The following is a 25,547-nucleotide window of genomic DNA, read 5'->3' as shown; positions in this document are numbered from 1 at the left end:
TATGGATATAACTCAAACGTCTTTAGAAAATATAGTTAAACTTAAAAATGCATTTGATCAAGATGTAAATAAGGATTTGAATGCTATAAAAAATAATAATTTTGACATAGGAACTTATAATTCTAGGTATTTTTTAGAATGGGATTTTCATTTTGACGATATTTCTAAGGTTTCAAATGATATCGGATTTTTACCTATTAATTTAAATAGAGGAATATGGAATTTAATAGCAACTATAAACCCTGAAACTAGAGAGTTATTTTTGTTTATGAAAGAAAAAAATATTAATTCTATTTTGAAAAATAATAAAAAAGAAAATCATTACTTAAATATCCTGTTACAAAAAAATGAACAATTATCAGTTCCATTACTTAATGATACTGATTTTACTGACAAAATTAGAAATATTATGGGCGATTATAGTAAAAAATTTGATAAAGTTTTAATATTTTCTAAACATAATTTGGGTTTTATGAATGAATCAACTCTTCAATACTACTCTTCTGAAGGAATTTTAATAAAATCAGAAAACATTCCATCAATTATTCCTGATAATACTAGTAATACTATTAAATTAACTAAAAATTCTGAAAACCACTTTGAAGTTAAAGCAAAAATTCATATTAAGAAAGACATCAAAAAGAAGGACTAACTAATTATGAGTGATTTTAATGGCCAAAGACTGAAAGAAGCACGTTATTTTAATTCTTTAACTATAACTGAGCTTGCAAATAAACTGAATGTAACAAAACAAATGGTATCTAAATATGAAAATAATAAGTCTAGACCCAGTAACTTAGTACTATTTAATTTAGTTAAAGTTCTAAAGTTTCCTAACGAATTTTTTTTCCAAAAAGATTCTTTTTCAGAAAACAGTTCTGGGACTTTTTACAGGTCTAAATTAACATCTACTCAAAAACAAAAATTACCATCACACATGATAGTAAAAAGTATATCTGTATACGCTGATTATTTAAGTAAGTACGTTGATTTTCCTAAATTAGACAGAATAAATGTTGATATAAATAATGATTATATTGATTATGAACATTTTAGTTTTATGTTAAGAAAACATTGGAAATTAAATCAGAATCCTATAAATAATTTTATGGATTTATTAGAAACACATGGATTTATTAATGCGGTTCTACCCAAAAGTATGGATAAAGTCGATGCATTTAGTAATTATGAAAATATTAATGATTATATATATTATATAATTGTTACTAAAAAATATACTTCATTTTATAGACAACAATTTTCTTTGGCTCATGAATTGGGTCATTGGTTACTTCATTCTGATGATACTGATCCTGAATCATTAGATAATGAAGAATATAGGGATAAAGAAAAACAAGCAAATAAATTTGCTTCTGCTTTTCTGCTTCCTAGGAATGGTTTTATAAATTCTGTTAAAGATCTAAAATATATAAATCTTGACAGTATTATAAGATTAAAAGCTTATTGGAATGTTTCCATGGCAGCAATAATTTATAGAATGTACTCATTGAATTTAATTAATACGAAAGACTATTTAAAGCTACAAAGATCAATGAGTTACAAAGGTTATAGAAAAATAGAACCTTTAGATAATGATAAACCTATTTCTAGTCCTACTTCTTTAAAATATGCTACTGAGTTACTTGTAGACAACAATATTTTAAATCCTATTCAAATACCATATGAGATAAAACAATTTTATAATTTTAGTCTTTTGCCATCTTTGTGGGAAAGATTAATTAATTTAAAAAAAGGATATTTAAGCAATGAAAGCAAAAATGTAATAACTATAAATGACAAATATAAAGGATGATTTAAAGATATGCTTATTTCGGATTTTTTAAATATAAAATCTTCTAATATTCCATTTATGAATATTTCACCTGAATGTGATAATAAATATTTTATTGATCCATCTAATTTGAAGAAACACAATATACCTAATTTTAATAATAAGTTATGTTTACAAAAAATAGAAAATTTTTTACAAACAATTCTTGGTTTATATAAAAGCGGAAATTTTAAGAAATTAAATGATATAATAAATAATATTCATGAATTAAATTCTACGCATATTGGTTATGGCTCTAAAAATATTACATCTATGGGTAGAGGACCATCATTTGATTCATTAAAAGAATCTTTAAATAATGTTAATGATATATATACAAAACTATCAAATAAAAAATTAATAGACATAGTTTCAATATTTTCACCTAATTTTGGTAAAGATTCTATTTCTGATCTTATAACTAATATTATTTATGAAGAATTAAGCAATTATACTCTAAAAATAGCAAAATTATATAATAAAGAAAAATATATTCATAATTTTAAAATTAAAACATGGAATGTTCAAAAACAAGATTGGATTATAAAAAATAATGGTACAAAATTTGTATTAAATGGATATGATACTATTTTAATTCCTAAAGATTTAATATCTAAAAGTAAAACTTATTTATTGTCAGCAAGTGGATTTGTATATTCCGTTTTAGGTTTAATTAAGCAAAAAAGAACTAATACAAACAAAACAAAAAACAAATTGACTAAAAATGATGCTTACAAACTAGTTAGACAACAACATAATAATGTAGATAATAAACAAATAGCTTTCAAAGAATCTATGAAAAACCCTTCTTTAATGGATAAATATATAAACTAAAAATACTTGCATTTCTCATAATATCGTTATATGATATTCAATAATCAAACAAGACGTTGAACAGGAATTCTAATTATCAGATATTTCACAGGAAGCTTAGGGTTGTGAGACTAAGTAGTATCTTAATTAGATCGTACCTGAGAGTCATTTTTTGAAATGAGTAGAAAAAATCGTTAGCTGCGTTAATGGCTGAAGTTTTATAACTTCTCGAGTTAGTATTTGTGAAAATACTAAAAATTGAGGTGGCACCACGATTTATTCGTCCTCTTGGAATTAATTTCCAAGAGGACTTTTTTTATCCAATTAAATATTTAAAAACATCGACAGAAATTTTATTAAACTTATTATTTACAGAGAATTTAGCAATTGATGAGAGCTAAAGATAACATTTAATAAATCGTATCTGTAAGCTTAACTTTGAAATGAGTAAAAGTTACGTTCGCAACGTTACTGCAGAAGTTACTATAACTTCGTGAGTTAGTGTCTGTGAAGATACTAAAAATTGAGGTGGCACCGCGAGCAATCGTCCTCTTGGATTAATTTCCAAGAGGACTTTTTTTATCTAGAAAAGAAGGGAGCAGTTTCACATGAAACATTTTAAGTTTATTGCAATTATGTTTATATTTTTCATTGGATTATTAGGAATATTTAGCACAACTAATGCTAATGCGGCAAACACTAATGATCACTATTTAGCCAACATCAAAAAGAAGGGTACTTTAGTAATGGGGACCTCCCCTGATTATCCACCTTATGAATTTTTAGGTAATAAAGATGGTCAAAATGAAATTGAAGGTGCCGATGTTCAATTAGGACAAAAAATAGCTAAGGACATGGGAGTTAAATTACAAGTTAAATCCATGGGATTTGATTCATTACTAGTCGGATTACAAACAAATAAAGTGGATATGGTAATTGCTGGTTTAAACAAAACTCCACAGAGAGCTAAGAGTGTTAGTTTTTCAAACAGCTATTATAAATCTGGTACTGGATTAATTATCAATAAAGACGATAAAAATAAAATAAAAGATTATCATGATTTGAAGGGTAAAGCAGTTGGAGCACAAGTTGGTTCGGTTCAATATGATTCAGTGAAAAAATTAGCTGGTGTTTCAACTAAGGGGATGGAAAATGCTAATGATTTAATTATGGCATTGAAATCCAATAAAATTTCTGCAGTTGCGATGGATCAATCAGTTGCGCAAGCCTATGCTAATCATAATAGTGGAATTGTGACAATTCCATCAGGACTTCACTCAGGTGATTCAGATAATAATATTGCCTTTTCAAAAGGGGCTAATTCATTAGTTCAATCAGCAAATAAGACAATTTCTAATATAAAAAAAGGTAATCAATACACTAATAAGTTTATTCCAACAGCAATCAATGAAATGCCTAATAATAAAAATCAATCAACTGCTAATTCAATGTGGCAATATAAAGATTTCTTTATTTCAGGAATTGAAAATACTATTTTAATCTCAGTTATTTCAGTTATTTTTGGTATTATTCTTGGTGTTATTTTTGCACTAATGAGATTAAGTCATAATTGGTTATTACATGTGGTTGCGGTTTGCTACATCGAATTTATTCGTGGGACCCCTCAATTAGTTCAAATTATGTTTGTATACTTTGGTTTAGGAGCCATCGTTAATGTACCAGCATTAACAGCTGGAATTGTTGCAATTTCAATTAATTCTGGTGCTTATGTAGCTGAAATTATTAGAAGTGGAATTACTTCAATTTCAGTTGGTCAAAATGAAGCGGCACTTTCATTAGGGCTATCTAGTAAACAATCAATGAGATATATAGTTTTACCGCAAGCTTTCAAAAATATTTGGCCAGCACTTGGTAATGAATTAGTTACTTTAATTAAAGACAGTTCATTAGCATCTACCATTGGAGTTGGCGAATTAATGTATCAAATGAGAGCGGTTCAAGCAGACACTTATAAAGGAGTTGCACCAATCGCAATTATTATGGTGATCTACTTTATCATCACATTTGCTATCTCTAGAATGATGAAATACTTTGAAGGGAAGTTTAACCATGGAACCAATGATTAAGATTGAAAATTTAACTAAAAAATTTAAAAATAATGTTATTTTTGAAAATTTAAATGCTGAAGTTAACAAAGGTGATGTTATTTCATTGCTAGGGCCTTCAGGTGCTGGGAAAAGTACTTTTCTACGTTGTATTAATATGTTAGGAGAACCTACCAGCGGTAAAATTTTATTGAATGGCAAAGACTTAGTATCTAGTTCTTCTAAAGAATTAATTCAATTAAGAACTAAGATTGGGATGGTTTTCCAAGGCTTTAATCTATTTGAAAATAAAAGTGTTTTAGATAATATTACTTTAGCACCAATCAAGGTTAAAGGGATGAGCAAAGAAGCTGCTGAAAATAAAGCTTATGAATTACTAAAAACAGTTGGCTTAGACAGTAAAGCTGATGTATTTCCAGCTAGCTTATCTGGTGGTCAAGCACAACGTGTGGCTATTGTTAGAGCTTTAGCGATGGACCCAGAAGTTATTTTATTTGATGAACCGACATCTGCATTGGATCCTGAAAAAGTTGGGGAAGTATTGAATGTTATGAAAGAACTTGCTAACCAAGATATGACGATGATTATTGTTACTCATGAAATGGAATTTGCGAAGAATGTTTCTGATCAAATTTGGTTTATGGATGAAGGTAAGTTACAAGAAAAACAAACTCCAGATGGTTTTTTCAATCATCCAGAAACAAAACAAGCCAAAAGATTTTTAAGTAAAATGATATAAGAAAAAAGGACTAAACATTATGTTTAGTCCTTTTTATATACAATATTTTATAACTTTTATTATATATTATTAATATACTTCAAATCTTTAGCAATTTAATGTATTTATTATCATTAATATGTTACCTGGTATTCTTTAGTTCACTTGTATGAAAATTACATATGTTTTAATTTTAAATAAATATCAAAGGAGGAATTTTATGAGTAAAGGAAAAAATATATTAACCATTTTGGGTTTGTTTTTTGGAGTATTTGTAACAGGAGCAGATTCTTTTATTATTTCACCAATATTACCAGAAATATCAAGCAGCTTTGATGAATCTATTAGTTTAACTGCATATGGTGTAACAATATATGCACTGTGTTTTGCGATTGGAGCACCTATTTTTGGACCATTAGGTGATAGATATGATAAAAAGAAATTATTAATCATAGGAATTTTAATATTTCTTTTAGGTACACTTTTTTGTGGATTTTCTAAAAATTTAAATGAGTTTTACATTTGTCGAGCAATTGCTGGTATTGGGGCTTCATTATTTGTTCCAAATGTTTGGGCATTTATTGGATCAAATTTTAAAGGTAATAAACTAAATAAAGTTATGGGAATTGTTATGTCTGCCTTATCTCTTTCAATTGCGTTCGGAGTTCCTTTAGGAACAATGCTTTCACAGCTAGAAAATTGGCATATGGCTTTTTGGGGTTCATCCTTATTAACAATATATTCATTTATTTTAATTTTATTAGTCCCTAAACAAAAAAAGCCATTAAATAATGATAGAATTTCATATCTGAAATCATTTAAAAATGTTTTTTTTACTCACAATGCAATCCCGGCATTAATGATTACTTTAACTTGGATGACAGGATTTTACAGCTTTTATACGTTTCTAGGAACTTATATTCAAAATAATTTTAATTTTAATGTGGCTATTACTGGATATATATTTATTTCATATGGCCTTTCTAACTTTGTAACTAGCTTTTTTGGTGGCAAGATAATGGATATATTAGGTAAAAAACGGTCAATAAATATTAATGCTTTTTTATCAATAATTTTCATTATATGTTTAAATATTTTTAAGAATAATATTGTTATGTTTGTAATAATGTTAATATTTTTGGCATTTGCTCAAGGAATAGGTGTTACATCACTAAACTCTTATATCGTTAATGTTGTTCCCTCAAACCGTTCAACTTTGATGTCTTTTAACAGTTCATTTCTTTATTTGGGACTTACTTTAGGCTCAGGAGCAGGTGGAATTGTCTATGAATTGTTTGGATTTTTAGGGATATGTTTATTATCATCAATAGGATTAATAATATCACTTATAGTTACCAACTCATTAAAATGAATTTTAGATTTTTTATCTAATTATTTTTTACCGTTTTTATATAATGTTCTCCCCATTTGTCCATTTCTTTAATTATAGGAACTAAAGTATTTCCTAATTCTGACAATGAGTAGATAATAGCTACTTTATCTTTATTTTTAACTATAACATTTTTATTTACTATGTCATCTTTAATTAATTTCTTTAACTGAATAGCTAACATTCTTTTAGAACAGTTGATAATACTGCGATTTAGTTCATTGAAGTGCAGATTCTTATTCATTAATCTGCATATAATTATTGACTTCCATTTTCCATTGAAGATTTCTATTGTTGTATCTAATGGACAAATTTCTTTATGTTTATAGCTACTTCTTAAAGCTTCATTCATAATTATTTTCATCTCTGTTTCTTTTTAATTACTACTTTTATAATATTTATATTGAAAAAAATCAAATTATAGCAAGCCAAAAAGTTTTAATCATCTTCACCTTTCTTTTCATAATGACGTTTTAACATTTTAGTTACTAATGAAAGTAAGTTTAAGAAAATTACGGCTAATAAGAAAGTCATTGTGACAGAAACTAATATAATGACGTCGTTTTCTCGGTATTTATGAAAACTTAGTTGTGGAAAATATTTGCGGTAACTCATTGTTGCAAGGCCAAATATTATCGGGATAATAAATGTTGCTATAGTTTTAGAATAACTTAGTCGATACAAAGTTTTGTTAACGATATTGCTTAGCAAAAAGATAGCAATAGGTAGATTTGATGAAATTAAAAAGAAAAGGATAACCTTTCTATCAGTAAAATTTTCATAAGAAGCAAATGATGCAATACTAAAAACAATGCCAAATAATACTAAACCAGTTGCAAAAATAAACCATAGTCGTAAATAATTATCTAGTTCAATTTTTCTATCTTGGCGTTTTTTATATGCTTGAATATCTTCTCGAATATCTTGATATAATTTAAAATTTAAGTAATCCTCAGCAACATATAAGGTCTGACTCTCATTTAATTCTTTATTTTTATACATTTTAAATAAATAATCTTGAAATTTCATTAATTCTAGGTCATCTATTTTTTCAATGCTATGACTTTTAAAATATTTGCTAATATATGGTTGAACTAACTGTTTGGCTTTAAATTCATCGTAGTTAATAATTTGCACCTCCTTATTTAATAATATATCAAAACAATTTATATTTACCAATTTAATGCTTTTTTGATTATTCACGTTTTATTATGTACAATAGATTTATAATTATGTAGTTATTGATGAATTCAAGGAGGCAGTTTTATTGTCTAAAAGATTTAAATTAGTTGAAGAATCATTTACAGGAGTTTCCATTTATATCGATCAACGTACAGGTGTTGAATATGGTGGATATGGTAGCACTCTAACCCCATTGCGTAACTCTGATGGTTCATTATTTGTTGATCAATCTGAAATTGATGATGATTATACACATGAATCTAAGTAGTTTATTTTAATTTAATGGGAGTGTTTAACTTATATGTATTTGTGGATTCATTTAATTTTTGCAATACTTTTAATAGTTTTAATATCGTTATCAGTATTTAAGAAAAAAGGCTTTATGCCTTATATGATGATTAGTCGAGTAACTTATTTAGTTTTTATTGTTACAGGCATAATTTTATTTTTTAAAGCATATGATCGAGACCCATTATTTGCAATTCTAAAAGTTTTAGCAGCGTTGATGTTCATTGCGCTTTTGGAAATGACTTTTGCTGAAAAAACAAAAGATCGTCTTACTAAGGGAATGATAATAAGTTTATATTGTGCACTAATTTTGCTATTTATTATTGGCTTTATTACTGCTGGTGGTCGTCCATTCGTTTAAAAATATTAAAAAATAAGAGCATCCAATTATTGGATGCTCTTTTAATTTATTCAAAATCTTGTAATGCTAATTCAGCATATGTTAGACGTGCGAAAGTGTCATCAGTTGATAAACCAGCATGAGTAAACATATTGGCGAATAAAACAAATTTAGGTGTTTCTCTATATTCACCACATAATTCAATTAGTCTTCTTAATTGATTAGTACGGTTTTCTAAATCATCAATGTGATTTAATTCAAGATCATTTTTAGCAGCATCATAAATAATTTTATATGCTTCAGTGTTTGTTAGTAAATCAAGTTTTTTAACTTGCTTCATGAAATCATCAAATTGTTCGTTAGATAGTTGTTCTCTAATAAAATCTAAGTCAACAATTTCATCACTATAATCTTGTGCCCATTCCATTAAAATAGGTCTTAGTTTTATGTCTGACATCTTTTTAAAATCCTCTCCTAAATCAAATAGCAATCATTAATTTATTATACAACATAATGATTCTTTTAGTTTTATTTTGAAGTGTCATAATATTAACTATTTATACCCTATAAATAGTATAAGGAATATTATCTCATATTTATTGATTAAAATGCAAAAGTAATAAATTCTTTTTAAATTTAATTAATTATTAAAAAGATTTGACAAAAATGAGAAAAGTATTAGAATTTTAATTGTTGGCAAATAAATATATCAAAAACGTTGAAATAGAAAGAGTAATTTTAACATGATTTTTTAGAGAGATTTCGTTTGGTGCAAGAAATCATTGATGGTTAAAATGAAAATCATCTATTAGTTGCTAGGCAAACTAAGTAGTCTAAGCTGGGAATTCCCATTATTGAATCTGCAAATCAACAGGTTTGTTTGAGTGATATCGTTTTGCCTATTTAAAATGCAATTAAGACGGTATAACAAAAGGTGGTACCGCGCATAAGCGTCCTTTATTTCGTGTATTCGAAATTAGGGCGCTTTTTTTATACATAAATTTAAGGGAGATGATTTTTATGAAACATGACATTGATACTGCGAATCGTAAGTAATGATTGTAATTATAAAAACAGACTTCCAATGAGAAAAAAGAACTTTTAAATTATTTTTCTTCATTGAAGTCCGAAAAGTCTATTGGGGGAACTTTAATTATGAAGAAAAAGAGTTTATCAGTATTAGCATTAACAGCATTGTCCACATTAGGTTTAGCTGCTTGTGGAAATAAAGCTAGTTCTTCATCATCTAAGAATGTTGTTAATATGTCAGAACCATCAAATTTATTAACATTAGATCAATCTAAGCTAGTTGATCAAGTTAGTGATGTCACTTTAAATAACTCTAATCAAGGATTATTAGTCATGACAAAAGACAGTAAAGTAGTTCCAGGAGTTGCCAAAAGCTATCAAGTTTCTAAAGACGGGAGAACATATACCTTTAACTTAAGACATTCCAAGTGGAGCAATGGCACTCCAGTGACAGCAAAAGATTTTGTTTATGGTTTTCAAAGAAGTGTGAATCCTAAGACAGCTGCTGCTTATCAATATTTATTTGATGATGTACATAATGCGCAAGCCGTTGATAAAGGAAAAATGCCGGTTTCTAGTTTAGGAGTGAAAGCAGAAGGTAATTATAAATTTGTAGTTCATTTAGATAAGCCGGAAACTTACTTTAAATATGTTGCAACCATGCCACCTACTTACCCACAAAGTGAAAATGAAGTAAATAAATATGGTAGTGGTTATGCTACTAACAGTGATAAGCAATTATATAATGGAGCATTTCAAGTTAAAGACTGGAATGGAACTAATGATAATTGGAAATTAGTTAAGAACCCATATTATTGGGATAAGAATAATACCAAATTATCAACTATGAACTTCAGTGTTGCTAAAGATCCACAAACTGCTTTAGATCAATATCAAAGTGGTAATTTAGATGAAATGCAATTGAGTGGTAAAAGCCAAGTATCCAGTTTTAAAGGCAATTCTGAATATCATGCTAGAAAAGAAGCTGGTACTTATTACTTAGAAATGAATCAAAAGAAAGTACCTGCTTTGAGGAATGTGAATGTTAGAAAAGCACTATCATTAGCAATCAATCGCAAAGAATTAACCAATAATGTTTTAGGTAATGGTTCGGTTCCCGCTGAAGGATTTGTGGCTTCAGATATGGCTAAATATAAAGGTAATGATTTTGCTGATGATGCTTATGTTTCATCAGCGGTTCAAAGTAATTTGAATCAAGCTAAAAAACTATTTGCTAAAGGAATGAAAGAAGTTGGTCAAAGTAAACTAAATCTTTCATTATTATCAGATGATAGTTCAGATGCTAAATCAATGACGGAATTCTTACAAAATGAATTACAAAAGTTACCGGGATTAAAAGTTAATGATGTTAATGTACCAGCCAAGGTTGCTACTACTAGAACCGAAAAAGGTGACTTTGATGTTACGGTTGATGCTTGGATTGCTGATTTTCCTGATCCAGTTAGTTTTATGAGCTTGATGACTACTAATAATGGCTATAATCATGGTGGTTGGAGTAACAAACAATATGATAATTTGATGCATCAAGCAACTAATAGTGATGCTAATAACTACAATAAACGTTGGTCAGACATGGTAAAAGCTCAAAAATTAATGTTAAATGACCAAGCAATTGTTCCTTTATACCAACTAGTTAGCCCCCAAGTTTTAAAAAATCGTGTTCAAGGCGTTAACTATTATCCAAGTGGTGGTAACTATGATTTTAGATATGTACACACAAATAACTAAGTGAGGCTTCTTATATGAATAATCGAGTTGAACAATTCCAACAATTAATGCAACAAAACAATGTTAATAACTTTATTATTACTAATCAATTTAATTTAATTTATTTAGCTAATTTTCATGGATTAGCTGGAGATGGTTGTATGGTTGTTTCCAATCAACATCCAGTTTTAATTACTGATTCTAGATATGAATTAGAAATGAAAGAAAAATTACCTGAAAATGTCGATTTGAAGATTACCCGTGATTATTACTCAACTGCTGCTCAAATTTTACAAGATAATAATGAAAATGTGGGATTTGAAAGTTCGATTAATTTTAAAACTTATAAAAAGTTAAACCAATTACTTCCCAATCGTTTGGTTGCAAAGGATGGCCTAATTGAAAATCTAAGGGATCGTAAAGATCGAGAAGAATTATCTATCTTAACTAAATCTACTAAGTTGGTTAGTGAAGCATATCAAGCCTTATTAGATTATGTTCATATTGGATTAACTGAAAAAGAAGTTTCGTTATGGCTATATAATTGGATGCTAAATCATGGTGCACAAAAGCCCAGTTTCGACACGATTGTCGCAAGTGGCTATCGATCAGCATTACCACATGGTGATGCTACTGATAAGAAATTAGAACAGGGTGATTTAGTAACTGTTGATTTTGGCTTTTACTATGATGATTATACTTCTGATATGACGAGAACTTTTGCTTTAGGTGATCCAGGTAATGAATTGAAAAGAGCATATCAAGTTGTTTTAGATGCCCAAAGTAAGATGATTCATGCAATGCATGATGGTGCAGATTGCAAACGAGTAGATGCAGCTGCTCGTGACTATATTACAGAACAAGGATTTGGTAAATACTTTGGCCATGGGAGTGGTCATAGTATTGGCTTGGATATTCATGAAACACCAATTCTTAATCCTAGTTGTAGCAATAAAATTTTTGAAAGTTATGTAATGACAGCTGAACCAGGAATTTATTTACCGGATAAGGGTGGTATTAGAATCGAAGATGATGTTTTAGTGCAAAAGAATGGACAAAAAGTTTTAACTACTGCACCTAAAGAATTGATTATTTTGTAAATTAACATTCATTAAAGGAGATGATTTTTATGAAGCATGACATTATTGGCATTCAAAATGCGAATCGTAATTATTTATAAGTTTCATAAAAATAGACTGCCAATGAAGATATTCGAATGATAAATGATTTCTTCATTGGACAGTCGCTACATAAAAGTAGGGGGATTATAAAATGAAGAAATCAGTATTGTCAGTTGTGGCCCTAACTGCCTTATCAAGTTTAGGGTTAGCTGCTTGTGGAAATCAAGCTAGTGGTAGTAATTTATCAAATGGTGCTAAAACAAAATCACTTAATTGGATGGAAAAAGGGAATCTTAGAACTTTAGATCCATCAACTATTGTTGAATCAACTAGTGCTGAAACATTAGCAAATGCAGATCAAGGATTATTAGTAAATCCTAAGAGTAATGAGTTAGATAGCGGAGTCGCTAAAAGTTATAAAGTTTCCAAAGATGGTAAAACTTATACATTTAAATTAAGACATTCTAAATGGAGCAATGGTGACCCTGTGACTGCTAAAGATTTTGTTTATGGCTTTCAAAGAAGTGCTGATCCGAAAACTGCATCTCAAGATTCATACATCTTGGATCACGTTGCTAACTACAGTGCTGTAAGTAAGGGAAAGACACCAGTGTCATCATTAGGTGTTTCATCGCCAGATGATTATACTTTTGTTGTTCATTTGAGCAAGCCTCAAACTTATTTTAAGTACTTAACCGCTGGTTCTGTTATGTATCCACAAAATAAAAAAGTAGTTGAAAAATATGGTAAAGGTTACGGAGCCAAATCCAGCAATCAAGTTTACAATGGACCTTATACCATTGAAGGTTGGAATGGAACCAATGATAGTTGGCATTTAAAGAAGAATGTTAATTACTGGGATGCAAAAAATGTGAAATTAAATAAAGTTAATTTTCATGTTGTTAAAGATGGCCAAACTGGGATGAATGAATATCAAACCGGAATGTTAGATCAATTAAGCTTAAATACAAAGCAACAAGTAAACAATTATAATAATTCACCTGAATTGCATAAATTAAACACTGCTGATTCTGATTATGTGGAATTAAATCAACAAAAAGTACCAGCCTTTAAGAATCTTAAGTTAAGACAAGCACTTTCCTATGCTTTAGATCGCAATCAATTAGTTAATGATGTTTTAGGTGATGGTTCCAAACCATTAAAGAGTTTTGTTGCTGGAGGATTGGCATCATATAAAGGAAACGATTTTTCGAATGTTGCGCAAGTCAAAAATTCTAGTGAATACAATCTAAATAAAGCAAAAGAGTTATGGAAGCAAGGATTAAAAGAAGTGGGTAAGAGTAACTTAGATTTTAAATTAACTGCTGACGATAGTGATACTGCTAAATCAGTTGGTGAATATATGCAAAGTCAATGGGAAAAATTACCTGGCTTAAAAGTAACCAATGTTAGTTTGCCCAGTCAGCAAAGAGTTTCTAGGTTACTTTCGCAAAACTTTGATATGTGTCTAACTGGATGGAATCCTGGAATCCCAGATCCATCAGCTACTTTAGATACTAGAGAATCTACCAATTCAATGAACTTTAGTAAATGGAAGAACAATAAATTTGATGCATTAATGAATGATGCTGAAAATACCCATTCTAATGATGAAGGCAGACGTTGGGATGATATGGTTAAAGCTGGTAAATTAGCAGATAAGGATGTTTCAGCTGTTAATTTATATCAAAATGCTCGTCCTACATTGTTAAAAACTAACGTACATGGATTAAGATACAATTCTACTGGTGACAGTTGGGACTTTGCTAAAGCATATGTAAGTGATAAATAAGTATTCTAGTCTGTCCTTCTTATAACATTAATTATTAAACTAATGTTAAAATAATATTGTTAGTTATTTTAAATTATAGATTGGAGCAATTAACATGCTGGATAATGTAATTTCAAAAGTAAAAAACATGATGAATAAAGATGAAGACAGTGAACAAACTGATGTTGATAAAGATGCAGTTAAAGCAGTTAGACAAAATAGAGCAATGACACAATATCGTCATCTTCAAGGCCATAATGAATTAAGATATGGTGAAAGAATGCATGATGATGTATATAGTGAACTCAATAAGAATAGAAGATATGGGATTATGATCAACCGTAATCGACCAAAGAGCATTAAACAGATCATTAGTTCACATAATAATTAGTTAAAAATAGCCCCACTTATTTTATTAATTAAGTGGGGCTATTTTTAACTAGAATCATTTTGATATAAATCTAAAAAAATAATTTATTGTATAAAAATTCTTAGTACATATAATTAAGAAATAAAAGACAATTATATGTTTAATTACATTTATAGTAAACTTTCTAAGTATAATTAAATTATATATATGGCTGTCTAAAAAAGGGAGAATGAATGTTCTTTTTAGATGTATTTATAATATCATTCTTAATTGTGATCGTTACAATTCCAATAACTAGACTTATAGCAATAAAAATAGGATTCATGGACTATCCGAGAGGAAGAAAAAAGCATAATAAACCTAAACCAATGTTGGCTAGTTTAAACATATATTTTTCAATAATAATATGTTTATTAATATTTTTTCATAACTCGAGCAGAACACTAACTTTTATTTTACTCTCAGGAATGATAGTTATAATAGGACTATTTGATGATTATAAAAAGACAAAGCATGATGATTTGTCTGCATTAACTAAAGGTAGCCTGCAAGTAATAGTAGCCGTATTGACATATTTTTCAGGAACTAAATTTAGTTTAATCATATTGCCTTTTAATATTGGAATAATTCATTTCAATCCATTGTTTAGTTTTTTATTTACAGTGATTTGGATTTTTGGCATTATAACTGTTATAAATTTTAGTGATGGTATTGATGGTTTAGCATCTACCATATCTACAATTTCTTCGATGACCTTTTTTATAATAATGATTATTAAAGGTAATTATTATATAGCTTATTTATGTATTATACTATCTGGTTGTTGTTTGAGTTATTTCTTTTATAATAAATATCCATCTAAAATATTTATGGGTGATAGTGGATCTGCTTTAATTGGATATACATTGGCTGTAATATCACTCGACGGATTATTGAAACAAGCAACATTTACAACTATATTATTACCTGTGATTTGTTTAGCCTTACCAATATTTGATAATATCTTGGTAATTTTTGAAAGGCTGAAAGAAAAACAGCCATTTTATATTGGGGATAGAAAGCAGCTACATTACAGATTAATTGACTATGGATTTTCAGTTAAAAAAACATGGTTACTGCTAACATCTTTATCAATAGTATTATCGCTAATTACAATCTTAATAACTATTTTGTAGAAACATTATAAGAGTAATTTATCTGTATTAATTATGGAGAATCTGCTCTTATTTTTGCTTACCTGAAAATGGTTCCATTCATTGGACTCATAATTTTTAAATGTTTAGGGATGTAAGCTTTAATTTCATTTTATATATTATAGATATTATCTATTTTTAATATCTTTTGAAAATAAGTAAGTAAAAATTTGTATGTAAAATAATTTGATCAAGATGTTTTTTATGCAATTTAGCAGGGTCTGTTATTTAAGTATGAAATTTGTTTATTCATTTATACAAAATTATCATGTCAAACCTTTTAAATTAATTTAAAACTTTAATTTGTCATATAAAAGAGACAATGAACTATGGATAGTAACTTGAAAGCAGTTATTGAATTAATGTAATATTAAAAATATTTGATTTTGTAATACTTATCAGCAATAGATAATATCTTATTGTAAAAATTGTATAAAAAATTATTTTTCAGTGTTTATTTATATTAATATATATTTTTTTTAGTGACAATTTCGTTCAAGATGTTTTATAATCATTGAAACACTCTCAAAAATGCTTATTTATTAAATTTAAATGTTTTATAGATTTATAAAACATTTTTAATTAATTAAATTGCTAGGGGGGGGCTTTTTATTTATAAAACTAAGAAAATTATATCCAATAATTTTTTAAAATTAATTTCCAAAAAACAACTTATTGAGATAACTAATAATGAAATAATCTACAAATCTAATGTTTCCAAATCAACATTTTATAATAATTTTAATGATAAATTGGATATAATACAATTTATATTTGAAGAAATTGATAAAGATATATTTATTCAATTTAAAAATATTGATTATGATATAGATGATTTAATTAATTATTTTTCTAACATTATTATTCCTATAATATATGAAAAAAGAGAACTTATTAAAGTTTTATATACTAGTTCTTTAAATGGATATTGGATTAATTTTTTAGAAAGAAGATATTCTGCAATTATTTATAAAAAAAAGTATTACAATTTAAAAAAAAGAATTTTTATCAAGTATATTATTTCAATAATAGAAGTATGGATTACAGATGATATACCTGATGTTCCCATAGAATTTAAAAAAGATTTTTTAAATTATTTAAATAGAAATATAATAGATATACAAAAGGAATCTAAATAATTTAGTGTTTTATAAAATTTTTAAATTTATATTAAATCCTCCTTTGTTGAAAAGATTTCTTTAGTTCTTTCATTATTGATATTTAACTTATTTGGATATTTTATAATATATAACATCACAAAATGATTAAATTATTATTACGCTTTTTTACATCATTGTACTAATGGTTCAATTTATAAACGTATAAGTAACAAAAAGCCCCTTTTTTATACCATATGTATAAAAAAGGGGCTTTTTGTTATTTGTCAATAGTTAATATAATATTATATATGTTAAAAATATTAATACAAAGGAGAGTAATTATGTTTAAAATCAGCAAAAAAATTATATTAAGTTTTTTAACTATTGCGACATTAGGTATAGGATTATCATCCATAGCTAATGCATCCCATGTTGGTGGAGGTAACTGGACACATGGTATAGGAAGTAAGTATGTTTGGTCAAACTATTCACATAATCATCGTTATCACAGTTCTGCAGTTTCTGGACAGTATTATGCAAGTAGTGGTAAAACTGTTCCTAGATATACGGCGAAAGCTTCTGCTCCTAAATCATGGTGGGGAAATAAGGCATATTATAATTATTGGTAGGATTATATAAATGAAAAAATTAGTTTATTCAAGAAATATAATATATATTATTTTAATTATATTTTCATGTTTTATGCCATTTCTAACTGCATATTTCATGTCTCATGATAGTTCTTATTTTTCTTCAAATACTAATTTTTCTATTAATTATAACGGCTCTAATCTATCAACTAAGCAAATAAATGATCGGTTGTTAGATTATTCAAAGAAAAATAATATAGCCATTGCTAAAAGGATATACAAAGAAAAAAATAATCGTTTTGAATCTAAGACGGTTATTTTTGGTAATATGCACTATATTAAGGGCCTTAATAAAGAAAAATTAAGATATACTAATGATAATAGTAACTTGTTAACAGGTTACGCTGTATTTAATGATGATAATCCCCAAAAATTATTTAATTACATGAACTCTATAGGATTACAAATTAATACTTGGAATCCTACAAGTATTAATTCTATTATTAACGATACAATTAGCATTATTAACAATTTTTACTTTAATTACTTGATACTTTTTCTAGTAATTATAATAATTTTATTAAATATATTTATACTTTTAAAAAAAAGAAAATATAATTATATAAAAAAGTTATTTAAAGGTTACAGTAATACAACCAGTTATATTGATCAACTATTTAATGAAACAAAACATCTGTTTATATCATCTATTATTATCGAAATATTACTCTATATTATAGTTAAAATTATTTCACCGGATTTAATAAGGTTAGCATTGATTGCATCAATATTATTGAACATATTGATAATGGTGACAATAATATTTTCAACAATCTTATTAATAGCGATATTTAATAAATTTTCTATTATAGAAATATTGAAGGGGAAAGGAAATTATAATTATATTTCTATAATATCTTTAGTAACAATAGGATTTATATTTTTTGAATTCGCTAATATAATAAAATCAAACATTGATAGTAATATTCAAATTACAAATCTATCAAAAGCAAATGATAGTTGGAATAAACTAAAAGCTTATAATCTCTTAGATTTTAATAATGTAAATCCAAGTGATAAGAGTCAGAAAATATTAAGTAATAGAATATTAAATAAATTTCCTGAACATAAATTATTATTGAGTATGGATTACAATTATTATCCTTCTGATAAACCACCATTAAATGCTTTAATGGTAAATGAAAATTATTTTAACTATCAAAGTATTAAATATAGTAATGGGCAACGAATTACTCCAGGCTCATTAAAACATTGTCCGATAACATTATTAACCTATAAAAAACTAACCAATAATTATATTAAAGCTAACTATGCAACAGCTCTAAATACTGCTTTAAAAAACATAAGGGTTATTAATATTCCTAAACAAAAGTATTACAAATATTTAACAATGGATGAAAATCAAGATCAATCATTTTCAACTCCAAATCAAGTAGTAGTGTTGAATTTACATGAGGCCAAAAAAATTAGTCCTATAGTAGAACAAAATATACTTGCATGGGCATCTCAAAGACAACTAATGTTTAAATCTAAGAACATTAATAATATCCTTAATTCTTTCTTAAATATTAAGAATATTGAAAGCACAAATATATTCAGAGCTAAGATTCAACATACGATTTATTTTAATCATTATATGTTAATGTTTAACTTGATATTATCAATTTTAGTTGTGCTTGTTTGTTGTTACTTTACAATATATATATTATTCTCATCAAAAAGAAAAAAATTATTCTTGATGAAAATAAATGGAAAAACATTTCTAAGAAGATATATATCAATTTATATTTCATTAATTGTTTCAATAACTCCGGGAATAGTATATTTGTTTATGAATAGTAATAATTTAGCATATGTTATTACAATAATAATTGTTTTGATTTTCACTTTACAAATCTGGATGAATGAACAAAATAATTATTCTATTTTGAAAGGAAAATTATAATGGACTTGACTTTAAATAACATATATAAAAAATATAAAGAAAAAGTAATTTTCGAAGATTTAAATTATAAATTTACATCCGGAAAAATATATGCATTAAAAGGGCCTTCAGGATCGGGAAAGTCTACAATTCTGAACATTATAGCTAGATTTGATAATAAATATAATGGAAAAATAATGTATAATAATAAAAACATTAAAAATATTAAGCAAAGTAAATATTTTGCTAATATAATGGGGTATCTTTTCCAAAATTATGCTTTATTGGATAATGATACCGTATCTGATAATCTTTCTATAGCGTTTCCATTAAAAAAAAAGAAAAATCACAATGATATAATGGTCAATGCATTAGAAAAAGTCAATTTAGATAAAAACTTTTTAAAAAGAAAGATTTATGAATTATCTGGTGGTGAACAGCAAAGGGTAGCGATAGCTAGGATGATTATTAAGAATCCTAATATACTATTAATAGATGAGCCCACTGCAGCGCTAGATATTAATAATTCTAAAGATATTTTAAAAAATATTATATATCCCATGAAAAAATTAAATAAAATAATTATTATAGCAACACATGATCCAATTGTATTTAATTTATCAGATGTTATCGTAAATATTGAAGGAATATCAAATAAAATATAAATTATTAGCCGCCTTACAAAAAGTTAAAAATAAAAACTAACTTTTGTAAGGCGGTTTTTGTAACAAATTTAAAAATAAAATGAATGACCTCGATTGAATATTCAAATCATTCCATAAATCATCCATTTAGTTTCATATAAATAAATAACTTTTGTAAATCACTCCAGTTTGAGTAGCTTTTTCATTTTTTATTACATATTGCAACAAAAAGTTGCGTGACTTTTCATGTATTTCAATATAATCTTGTTTATATTAAAGGAGTGATTATATGAAAATAGGTGAAAAAATTAAAATTGGTAGGAACAATATGAATCTTACTCAACAAGAATTAGCTGATAAATTGCATGTTACTAGGCAAGCATTATCTAAATGGGAGAATAATCAAAATTATCCAAACTTGGATGTTCTATTCAGTATTAGTAAAATTCTACATATTTCATTGGACGATTTATTAGATGAAGATGATCATGGAACCGTAAAGAATATTAGCAATGATGTGAGAAAAAAGAGAAGGTATGTAAAATATTTTATTGCTATTGGGATATTCTTATTAATGATTGGTTTATCATCAAGCATTTTTATATATGGCAGAATTAATCAGGTAGATCGAATCGATGTATTGAATCCATTTCTAAAAACGGAATATGGATATGCAGTTCTTCCAACTAAAACTAAAAGTGGGAAAATGGATGCACTTGTGAACTCAGATCCATTTAATAGTGGCGATTGGCTAAAATTTTCGACAGGTTTATATGACAAGAAACATCATTGGGCTTTAGTTAAGCATAAAGGATCATTCGTTTTTAACGCACGTCCAATTGCTAAAAATCATATACCAATAAATATAAGGGACATTATTGGTGATAGATATACTAAATATGAAAATTATGTTAATTCTGGTCCTAGAAGCAGTACATTTTTTAATAATTTCTAAAAAAGACTACTCATTTGAGTAGTCTTTTTACTATACATATTTTCGATTGATTACGGCACAATCAGCATCAACTGGCATATCTTCTTTAGAAAGAACAAATACCTCGCCAGCGAAGCCGATGGTTGTAATTGCTAAATCATTATAAAGTTTGTCATATTTATCTTCATTAATAAATAATGTATCAATTTGACCTGAAGTAGCATCATAAATAATTTCTTTTAAATCATCTGAAACAGCATTTTTAGCCTTAGCTTTACCGTAATTAAATTTATTATTTTTAATACCAGCCTTATAAAATTGTTGGTTAACCTTATCAATAATGTCATTTAGATTATTTTCATTAACATCATTTTCATAAATGATATCTTTTAACAACTTTGGTTGCTTAGCAATATCAGCATATAATTTATGATTTTGCTCATTAGCAATTAATACAGTTGGTAGATAATCATCATCTTTGAACATATCAGTAATGTATTCATCTACCAGTTGATAAAATTTATTTTGATCATTATCTATTAACACAGAAATAGGTTTATTTACCAGATTAATTGCATCAATCTTGCCATTATCAACACGGTATAATCTAAAACTATTTTTTTCTAAAATTAATAAACGATAATGTAATTCAGATTCTAGTTCTTTTATTAAAGGAATAATGTCCATAGTGTCAGCCATTACAACTTTAGTATCAGTGTTCTTAGTTAATGTAAATGAATGAATAGCCTTAACACTTACAAATAATACAAATCCAGTTCCATTATCAACATGCTTAGCACGATCAAAATTAAATTTTTTAAGCTTACGTTCATACTTAGACCATAAACTTTCATTATATTTGTTAATAAACTTTGTTTTTATATTTTGAATTAAATTTAAATATTCATTTTTGTTACTTATTTCTTTAAAGGTAACATAAAGTGAAATGAATGGACCCATTTCGTAGTCCAAAGTCAACATGTTTCTTAGTTCAGTAGTGGACGTCAATTTATAAACCCCCCTTTTTGATATATTAATAGTATATCACGATAGATAATGATAAAAATATAATATGCTATAATATCATTATAATTACATAAAAAAGAGGACTTTAAATGAGTATAATGGCTATTATTGATTTTATTATTTTAGCCAATGAAGTATTAGCGTTAATCACTGTTTTTAGGGAAGAACGAGAAATATCTGCCACTTGGGCATGGCTATTAGTTTTATCTTTCTTACCAGTAATCGGTTTTATAATCTATGCCTTCGTTGGTAGAAAATTGCCTAAAAAAAGATTATTCCGTTTTCAAGATAAAGATAATGACAGAATCCATCAAGTGTTAGAAGAACAACTTAGACTACATAGTAATCCCAAAAGTATTAAAGCGGATGAAGTTGCCTATTCAGCTAGAAACCTAGTTAAACTTTTTAAGAACTCTGATATTTCAGATTTATCCAGACGTAACCATATCAAGATATTTATTGAGGGTAATGACTTGTTTAGCAAGATGATTAGAGATTTAAATAAAGCAAAATCTTCAATCAACATTGAATTTTATACGTTTTATAATGATGAAATTGGGAACCAAGTTTTAAATGTGTTGGTCAAAAAAGCTAAACAGGGCATGAAAGTACATGTTATATATGATAGTTTTGGTTCTTTAGGAACAACTCGTCGTTTTTTTAAGCCATTAATAAAAGCAGGTGGGATGGCAGAACCATTTTTACATACCCATTCTGCAATCACTGACTTTCGTATTAACTTTAGAGATCACCGTAAAATTGTCGTTATTGATGGAAAAATAGGATATATTGGTGGATTCAATATTGGTAATCAATATTTAAACCGTAAAAAGAAATTTGGTAATTGGCGTGACACCCATTTGAGAATAATTGGTAGCGCCGTTTATAATTTACAAGCACAGTTTATTTTAGATTGGAATGTTACTGACATTCATCGTCAGATTGATGAGGTTAATAATAAAGATTTTTATTTTCCGCCTACCTATCAGGATGGAAGTACTAACGTCCAGATTGTATCTAGTGGTCCTGATACTAGTTTGCAACAAATTAAGTTGGGGTATATTAAATTAATTCAAACTGCGAAAAATTATTGTTGGATTCAAACGCCATACTTAATTCCTGATGATAGTACTACTGATGCCATTAAGAGTGCTGCCATGTCGGGCGTAGATATTAGAATTATGGTTCCTTGTAAACCTGATCATCCTTTTGTTTATCGCGCAACTCAATATTATGCTAAACAATTGGCTAAATATGGTGTAAAAATTTACTTTTACAGAAAGGGATTTTTGCATGCTAAAACAATTGTAGTTGATGGGAAAGTTGCTTCTGTAGGATCAGCTAATTTTGATTTTCGTAGTTTTAAATTAAATTTTGAAATTAATGCTTTTCTATATGATGAGTCTATTAGTAATCAATTACGTTCAATTTATATTAAAGATATGCGTGATAGTACTTTAGAAACTATTGAAAGTATGAATAGACAACCAAAATGGTTGAAATTCAAGCAAGTTTTTAGCAGATTATTCTCACCAATATTATAATAAGATGTATATCAAAATGTTTGGAGGTATATTTATGAATAAAAAAAGACTTGGTTTAAACACATTTACTGGTTTTTTAAATATAGTTGGCTGTCTAGTTTCGATTGCTCTAATATTTATTGCTTCAGCTGCAATTATAAATAAAACACCAGTACCTAGCTATGTCCATATTATTAATTATGTGATTATTATTATTTTATTGGTATTTAATATATGGTCGATGACTAAAAGTAAAAGTAATAATATTTCAATTATTGGTCATATTTTGGGAATTGCAGGTTCATTAGTTTTGTTAATTAATTTATCTATAGGAATTATTTTGTTAATAGTATCTGCAATATTTCTTTTTATTCAGAAAAATCATAAATAGGATTAAAAAAAACAGATTTTCTAAAATTTATTTCATTTAGAAAACCTGTTTTTTATTTCCAATTCCATGGATCTTGATGCCATGCTTTTAATGAATCAGAATCTTCTTTAGAAATTAGACTATCTATTTTTGCTTGTTCAATAATTGTAGGATAGTCAGTTAATGTATCAAATTTAATCTCAGCTTTTTTGAAATTAACAACACTATCAGGTAATCCATAAGTAAAAATAGCGGCGACACCTAAAACATTAATATTATGATTAATGAGATATTTAGCAGAATTTAATACGCTATTACCAGTCGATAGTAAGTCATCAATTAGTACAACTTTAGCATTTTTATCAACGAAGCCTTCCATTTGTTTACCTTGTCCATGATCTTTAGGCTTTGAACGTACATAAATCATTGGTAAATTTAATTTTTCAGCAACTAGAGCAGCATGAGGAATCCCAGCAGTAGCAACCCCACCAATTACATTTACTTCTGGAAACTTATTTTGGATTAAATTAGCTAATTCTTCAGCAATATCATTTCTAACTGTTGGGTAACTAATAGTAATACGATTATCAGTATAAATAGGGGATTTAATGCCTGATGACCAATTATATGGTTTATGGGGTGATAATGACACAGCTTTAACATTTAATAAATCTTTGGCAATTTTAGAACTAATAGATTGATTCATATTGTTTACCTCCGTTAATTTGTGAAAAAATCATTTTATAGGTTTCAACTGGATTATATGCTTGGGTAATGCTGCGCCCCACAACAATGCCATCACTACCTAATTGTCTTGCCTTGGTAGGGGTAACCACTCTTTTTTGATCATCATTATCATTGTCATTTAATCTAATTCCAGGATTGATACATAACAGATCTTTTTTCACTTCTTCATGAATAAATTTATCTTCTAATGCTGAAGAAATAACACCATCAGCACCACTTTGATAAGCAATATTTGCTAAATGAGCAACTGATTCTGTCATACTAACATTTATTTGTTCCTCAACGTTTAATTGTTCAGCAGAAGTAGATGTTAATTGGGTAACAGCTAATAATTTAGGTAATTTATTATGATAATTTTTACTACCGTTAGTTAATCCATCTTTAGCTGCTCGAATCATTTTGCCGCCACCAAGTGCATGGATAGTTGTATATTGAACATCCAACTTAGCTAATTGAAAAGCTGCCTTTTCAACAGTATGTGGAATATCATGCAGTTTTAAATCTAAGAAAACATTGATATTATTGTGTCTTAATTTTTTAATAATTTCGGGTCCTTCACGATAAAATAATTCCATGCCTACTTTCACAAAAAGATTTTTAATTCCTAAAAAAGGTTTCAAAAATTCAAAAGTCTTTGCTGCTGTCGGAAAATCCAATGCAATAAAAACTGGTTTCATTAATTACCCTCCCAATAAAAAAATCGTCTAGTCAAAGAGACTAGACGACGAGTGTAGGGTACATTTATTTCGTTCATCGATTTGCTAGTCTCTCTGGACTAATTTAAAATCATTAATTACTTTAACTATACATTAATTTTTATTTTATGCA

Annotated in this window: 26 protein-coding genes and 2 other annotated features; of the genes, 20 read left to right on the top strand and 6 right to left on the bottom strand. The window is 27.4% G+C overall.

The genetic code is table 11. The annotated features are described in order from the left end of the window. Nucleotide 1: 1 nt before the first annotated feature. From C7N44_RS05280 to C7N44_RS05255, 6 genes are all read left to right on the top strand, one after another. A complete protein-coding gene (locus C7N44_RS05280) occupies nt 2-652 on the top strand; it encodes a DUF5986 family protein (protein WP_105956868.1) in 651 nt (216 codons plus the stop codon). A gap of 6 nt (nt 653-658) precedes the next feature. Further along, nucleotides 659-1,813, top strand: a complete 1,155-nt coding sequence (locus C7N44_RS05275) for an XRE family transcriptional regulator (protein WP_105956867.1) — start codon at nt 659-661, stop codon at nt 1,811-1,813. A 9-nt stretch (nt 1,814-1,822) separates the two neighbouring features. Next, complete coding sequence (locus C7N44_RS05270; RefSeq protein WP_105956866.1) at nt 1,823-2,665, top strand: hypothetical protein; 843 nt, start codon at nt 1,823-1,825, stop codon at nt 2,663-2,665. Between the two features lie 47 nt (nt 2,666-2,712). Continuing rightward, nucleotides 2,713-2,935, top strand: a binding site (T-box leader). Between the two features lie 317 nt (nt 2,936-3,252). After that, nucleotides 3,253-4,731, top strand: coding sequence for an ABC transporter substrate-binding protein/permease (locus C7N44_RS05265; protein WP_105956865.1), 1,479 nt, complete (start codon nt 3,253-3,255; stop codon nt 4,729-4,731). Next, the gene (locus C7N44_RS05260; protein WP_105956864.1) at nt 4,715-5,449 is read left to right on the top strand and encodes an amino acid ABC transporter ATP-binding protein; all 735 of its coding nucleotides are present in this window, start codon (nt 4,715-4,717) and stop codon (nt 5,447-5,449) included. Before C7N44_RS05265 ends, C7N44_RS05260 begins: the two co-directional genes overlap by 17 nt. Before the next feature lie 199 nt (nt 5,450-5,648). Continuing rightward, the gene (locus C7N44_RS05255) at nt 5,649-6,800 is read left to right on the top strand and encodes an MFS transporter (protein ID WP_105956863.1); all 1,152 of its coding nucleotides are present in this window, start codon (nt 5,649-5,651) and stop codon (nt 6,798-6,800) included. A 16-nt stretch (nt 6,801-6,816) separates the two neighbouring features. On the opposite strand, the gene C7N44_RS05250 is transcribed toward C7N44_RS05255, so the two are convergent. Both C7N44_RS05250 and C7N44_RS05245 read right to left on the bottom strand, forming a co-directional pair. Further along, the gene (locus C7N44_RS05250) at nt 6,817-7,170 is read right to left on the bottom strand and encodes a winged helix-turn-helix transcriptional regulator (RefSeq protein WP_225362949.1); all 354 of its coding nucleotides are present in this window, start codon (nt 7,168-7,170) and stop codon (nt 6,817-6,819) included. An 86-nt stretch (nt 7,171-7,256) separates the two neighbouring features. Further along, on the bottom strand, nt 7,257-7,997 hold the full coding sequence (locus C7N44_RS05245) for a hypothetical protein (protein ID WP_105956861.1): 741 nt from the start codon (nt 7,995-7,997) through the stop codon (nt 7,257-7,259). An 88-nt stretch (nt 7,998-8,085) separates the two neighbouring features. On the opposite strand from C7N44_RS05245, the gene C7N44_RS05240 reads away from it, so the two are divergent. Together C7N44_RS05240 and C7N44_RS05235 are read left to right on the top strand one after the other, a co-directional pair. Further along, nucleotides 8,086-8,268 carry a DUF6440 family protein gene (locus tag C7N44_RS05240; protein ID WP_105956860.1) on the top strand — a complete coding sequence of 61 codons (183 nt, stop codon included), beginning with the start codon at nt 8,086-8,088 and terminating at the stop codon, nt 8,266-8,268. A 33-nt stretch (nt 8,269-8,301) separates the two neighbouring features. Further along, nucleotides 8,302-8,649 carry a DUF1516 family protein gene (locus C7N44_RS05235; RefSeq protein WP_105956859.1) on the top strand — a complete coding sequence of 116 codons (348 nt, stop codon included), beginning with the start codon at nt 8,302-8,304 and terminating at the stop codon, nt 8,647-8,649. Between the two features lie 46 nt (nt 8,650-8,695). On the opposite strand, the gene C7N44_RS05230 is transcribed toward C7N44_RS05235, so the two are convergent. After that, a complete protein-coding gene (locus C7N44_RS05230) occupies nt 8,696-9,085 on the bottom strand; it encodes a hypothetical protein (protein ID WP_105956858.1) in 390 nt (129 codons plus the stop codon). 252 nt (nt 9,086-9,337) lie between these two features. Beyond that, nucleotides 9,338-9,589, top strand: a binding site (T-box leader). Nucleotides 9,590-9,783: 194 nt separating this feature from the next. On the opposite strand from C7N44_RS05230, the gene C7N44_RS05225 reads away from it, so the two are divergent. The 10 genes from C7N44_RS05225 to C7N44_RS05180 all read left to right on the top strand — a co-directional run bounded on the left by C7N44_RS05225 (nt 9,784) and on the right by C7N44_RS05180 (nt 21,074). Next, nucleotides 9,784-11,406, top strand: a complete 1,623-nt coding sequence (locus C7N44_RS05225; protein ID WP_105956857.1) for a peptide ABC transporter substrate-binding protein — start codon at nt 9,784-9,786, stop codon at nt 11,404-11,406. Nucleotides 11,407-11,420: 14 nt separating this feature from the next. After that, nucleotides 11,421-12,485 (top strand): M24 family metallopeptidase, encoded by a 1,065-nt coding sequence (locus tag C7N44_RS05220; RefSeq protein WP_105956856.1) that lies wholly within the window; start codon nt 11,421-11,423, stop codon nt 12,483-12,485. 172 nt (nt 12,486-12,657) lie between these two features. Further along, complete coding sequence (locus C7N44_RS05215) at nt 12,658-14,298, top strand: peptide ABC transporter substrate-binding protein (RefSeq protein ID WP_105956855.1); 1,641 nt, start codon at nt 12,658-12,660, stop codon at nt 14,296-14,298. A 94-nt stretch (nt 14,299-14,392) separates the two neighbouring features. Further along, entirely contained in the window at nt 14,393-14,668 is a 276-nt protein-coding gene (locus C7N44_RS05210; protein WP_105956854.1) for a hypothetical protein, read from the top strand. Nucleotides 14,669-14,880: 212 nt separating this feature from the next. After that, nucleotides 14,881-15,822, top strand: coding sequence for an MraY family glycosyltransferase (locus C7N44_RS05205; RefSeq protein WP_105956853.1), 942 nt, complete (start codon nt 14,881-14,883; stop codon nt 15,820-15,822). 770 nt (nt 15,823-16,592) lie between these two features. Beyond that, nucleotides 16,593-16,979, top strand: a complete 387-nt coding sequence (locus C7N44_RS05200; protein ID WP_105956852.1) for a hypothetical protein — start codon at nt 16,593-16,595, stop codon at nt 16,977-16,979. 302 nt (nt 16,980-17,281) lie between these two features. Then, complete coding sequence (locus tag C7N44_RS05195; RefSeq protein WP_105956851.1) at nt 17,282-17,569, top strand: lactococcin 972 family bacteriocin; 288 nt, start codon at nt 17,282-17,284, stop codon at nt 17,567-17,569. Between the two features lie 10 nt (nt 17,570-17,579). Continuing rightward, the gene (locus C7N44_RS05190) at nt 17,580-19,496 is read left to right on the top strand and encodes a hypothetical protein (RefSeq protein ID WP_105956850.1); all 1,917 of its coding nucleotides are present in this window, start codon (nt 17,580-17,582) and stop codon (nt 19,494-19,496) included. Then, nucleotides 19,496-20,140, top strand: a complete 645-nt coding sequence (locus C7N44_RS05185) for an ATP-binding cassette domain-containing protein (RefSeq protein WP_105956849.1) — start codon at nt 19,496-19,498, stop codon at nt 20,138-20,140. Before C7N44_RS05190 ends, C7N44_RS05185 begins: the two co-directional genes overlap by 1 nt. Nucleotides 20,141-20,408: 268 nt before the next feature. Next, the gene (locus C7N44_RS05180; RefSeq protein ID WP_105956848.1) at nt 20,409-21,074 is read left to right on the top strand and encodes a helix-turn-helix transcriptional regulator; all 666 of its coding nucleotides are present in this window, start codon (nt 20,409-20,411) and stop codon (nt 21,072-21,074) included. A 30-nt stretch (nt 21,075-21,104) separates the two neighbouring features. On the opposite strand, the gene C7N44_RS05175 is transcribed toward C7N44_RS05180, so the two are convergent. Continuing rightward, entirely contained in the window at nt 21,105-22,061 is a 957-nt protein-coding gene (locus tag C7N44_RS05175) for a baeRF3 domain-containing protein (protein ID WP_105956847.1), read from the bottom strand. 107 nt (nt 22,062-22,168) lie between these two features. Between C7N44_RS05175 and cls the strand changes: the two genes are divergently transcribed. Both cls and C7N44_RS05165 read left to right on the top strand, forming a co-directional pair. Beyond that, entirely contained in the window at nt 22,169-23,623 is a 1,455-nt protein-coding gene (gene cls / locus C7N44_RS05170) for a cardiolipin synthase (RefSeq protein WP_105956846.1), read from the top strand. Nucleotides 23,624-23,657: 34 nt separating this feature from the next. After that, nucleotides 23,658-23,993 carry a hypothetical protein gene (locus C7N44_RS05165; RefSeq protein WP_105956845.1) on the top strand — a complete coding sequence of 112 codons (336 nt, stop codon included), beginning with the start codon at nt 23,658-23,660 and terminating at the stop codon, nt 23,991-23,993. A 52-nt stretch (nt 23,994-24,045) separates the two neighbouring features. On the opposite strand, the gene pyrE is transcribed toward C7N44_RS05165, so the two are convergent. Next, nucleotides 24,046-24,678 (bottom strand): orotate phosphoribosyltransferase, encoded by a 633-nt coding sequence (gene pyrE / locus C7N44_RS05160; RefSeq protein WP_105956844.1) that lies wholly within the window; start codon nt 24,676-24,678, stop codon nt 24,046-24,048. Next, a complete protein-coding gene (pyrF, locus tag C7N44_RS05155; RefSeq protein ID WP_105956843.1) occupies nt 24,662-25,396 on the bottom strand; it encodes an orotidine-5'-phosphate decarboxylase in 735 nt (244 codons plus the stop codon). The genes pyrE and pyrF overlap by 17 nt, the downstream gene beginning before the upstream one ends. Nucleotides 25,397-25,547 lie beyond the last annotated feature (151 nt).

The organism is Apilactobacillus quenuiae (genome assembly GCF_002994005.1).
Lineage (GTDB): Bacteria > Bacillota > Bacilli > Lactobacillales > Lactobacillaceae > Apilactobacillus > Apilactobacillus quenuiae.
This window is presented reverse-complemented; position numbering and strand designations above follow the sequence as displayed.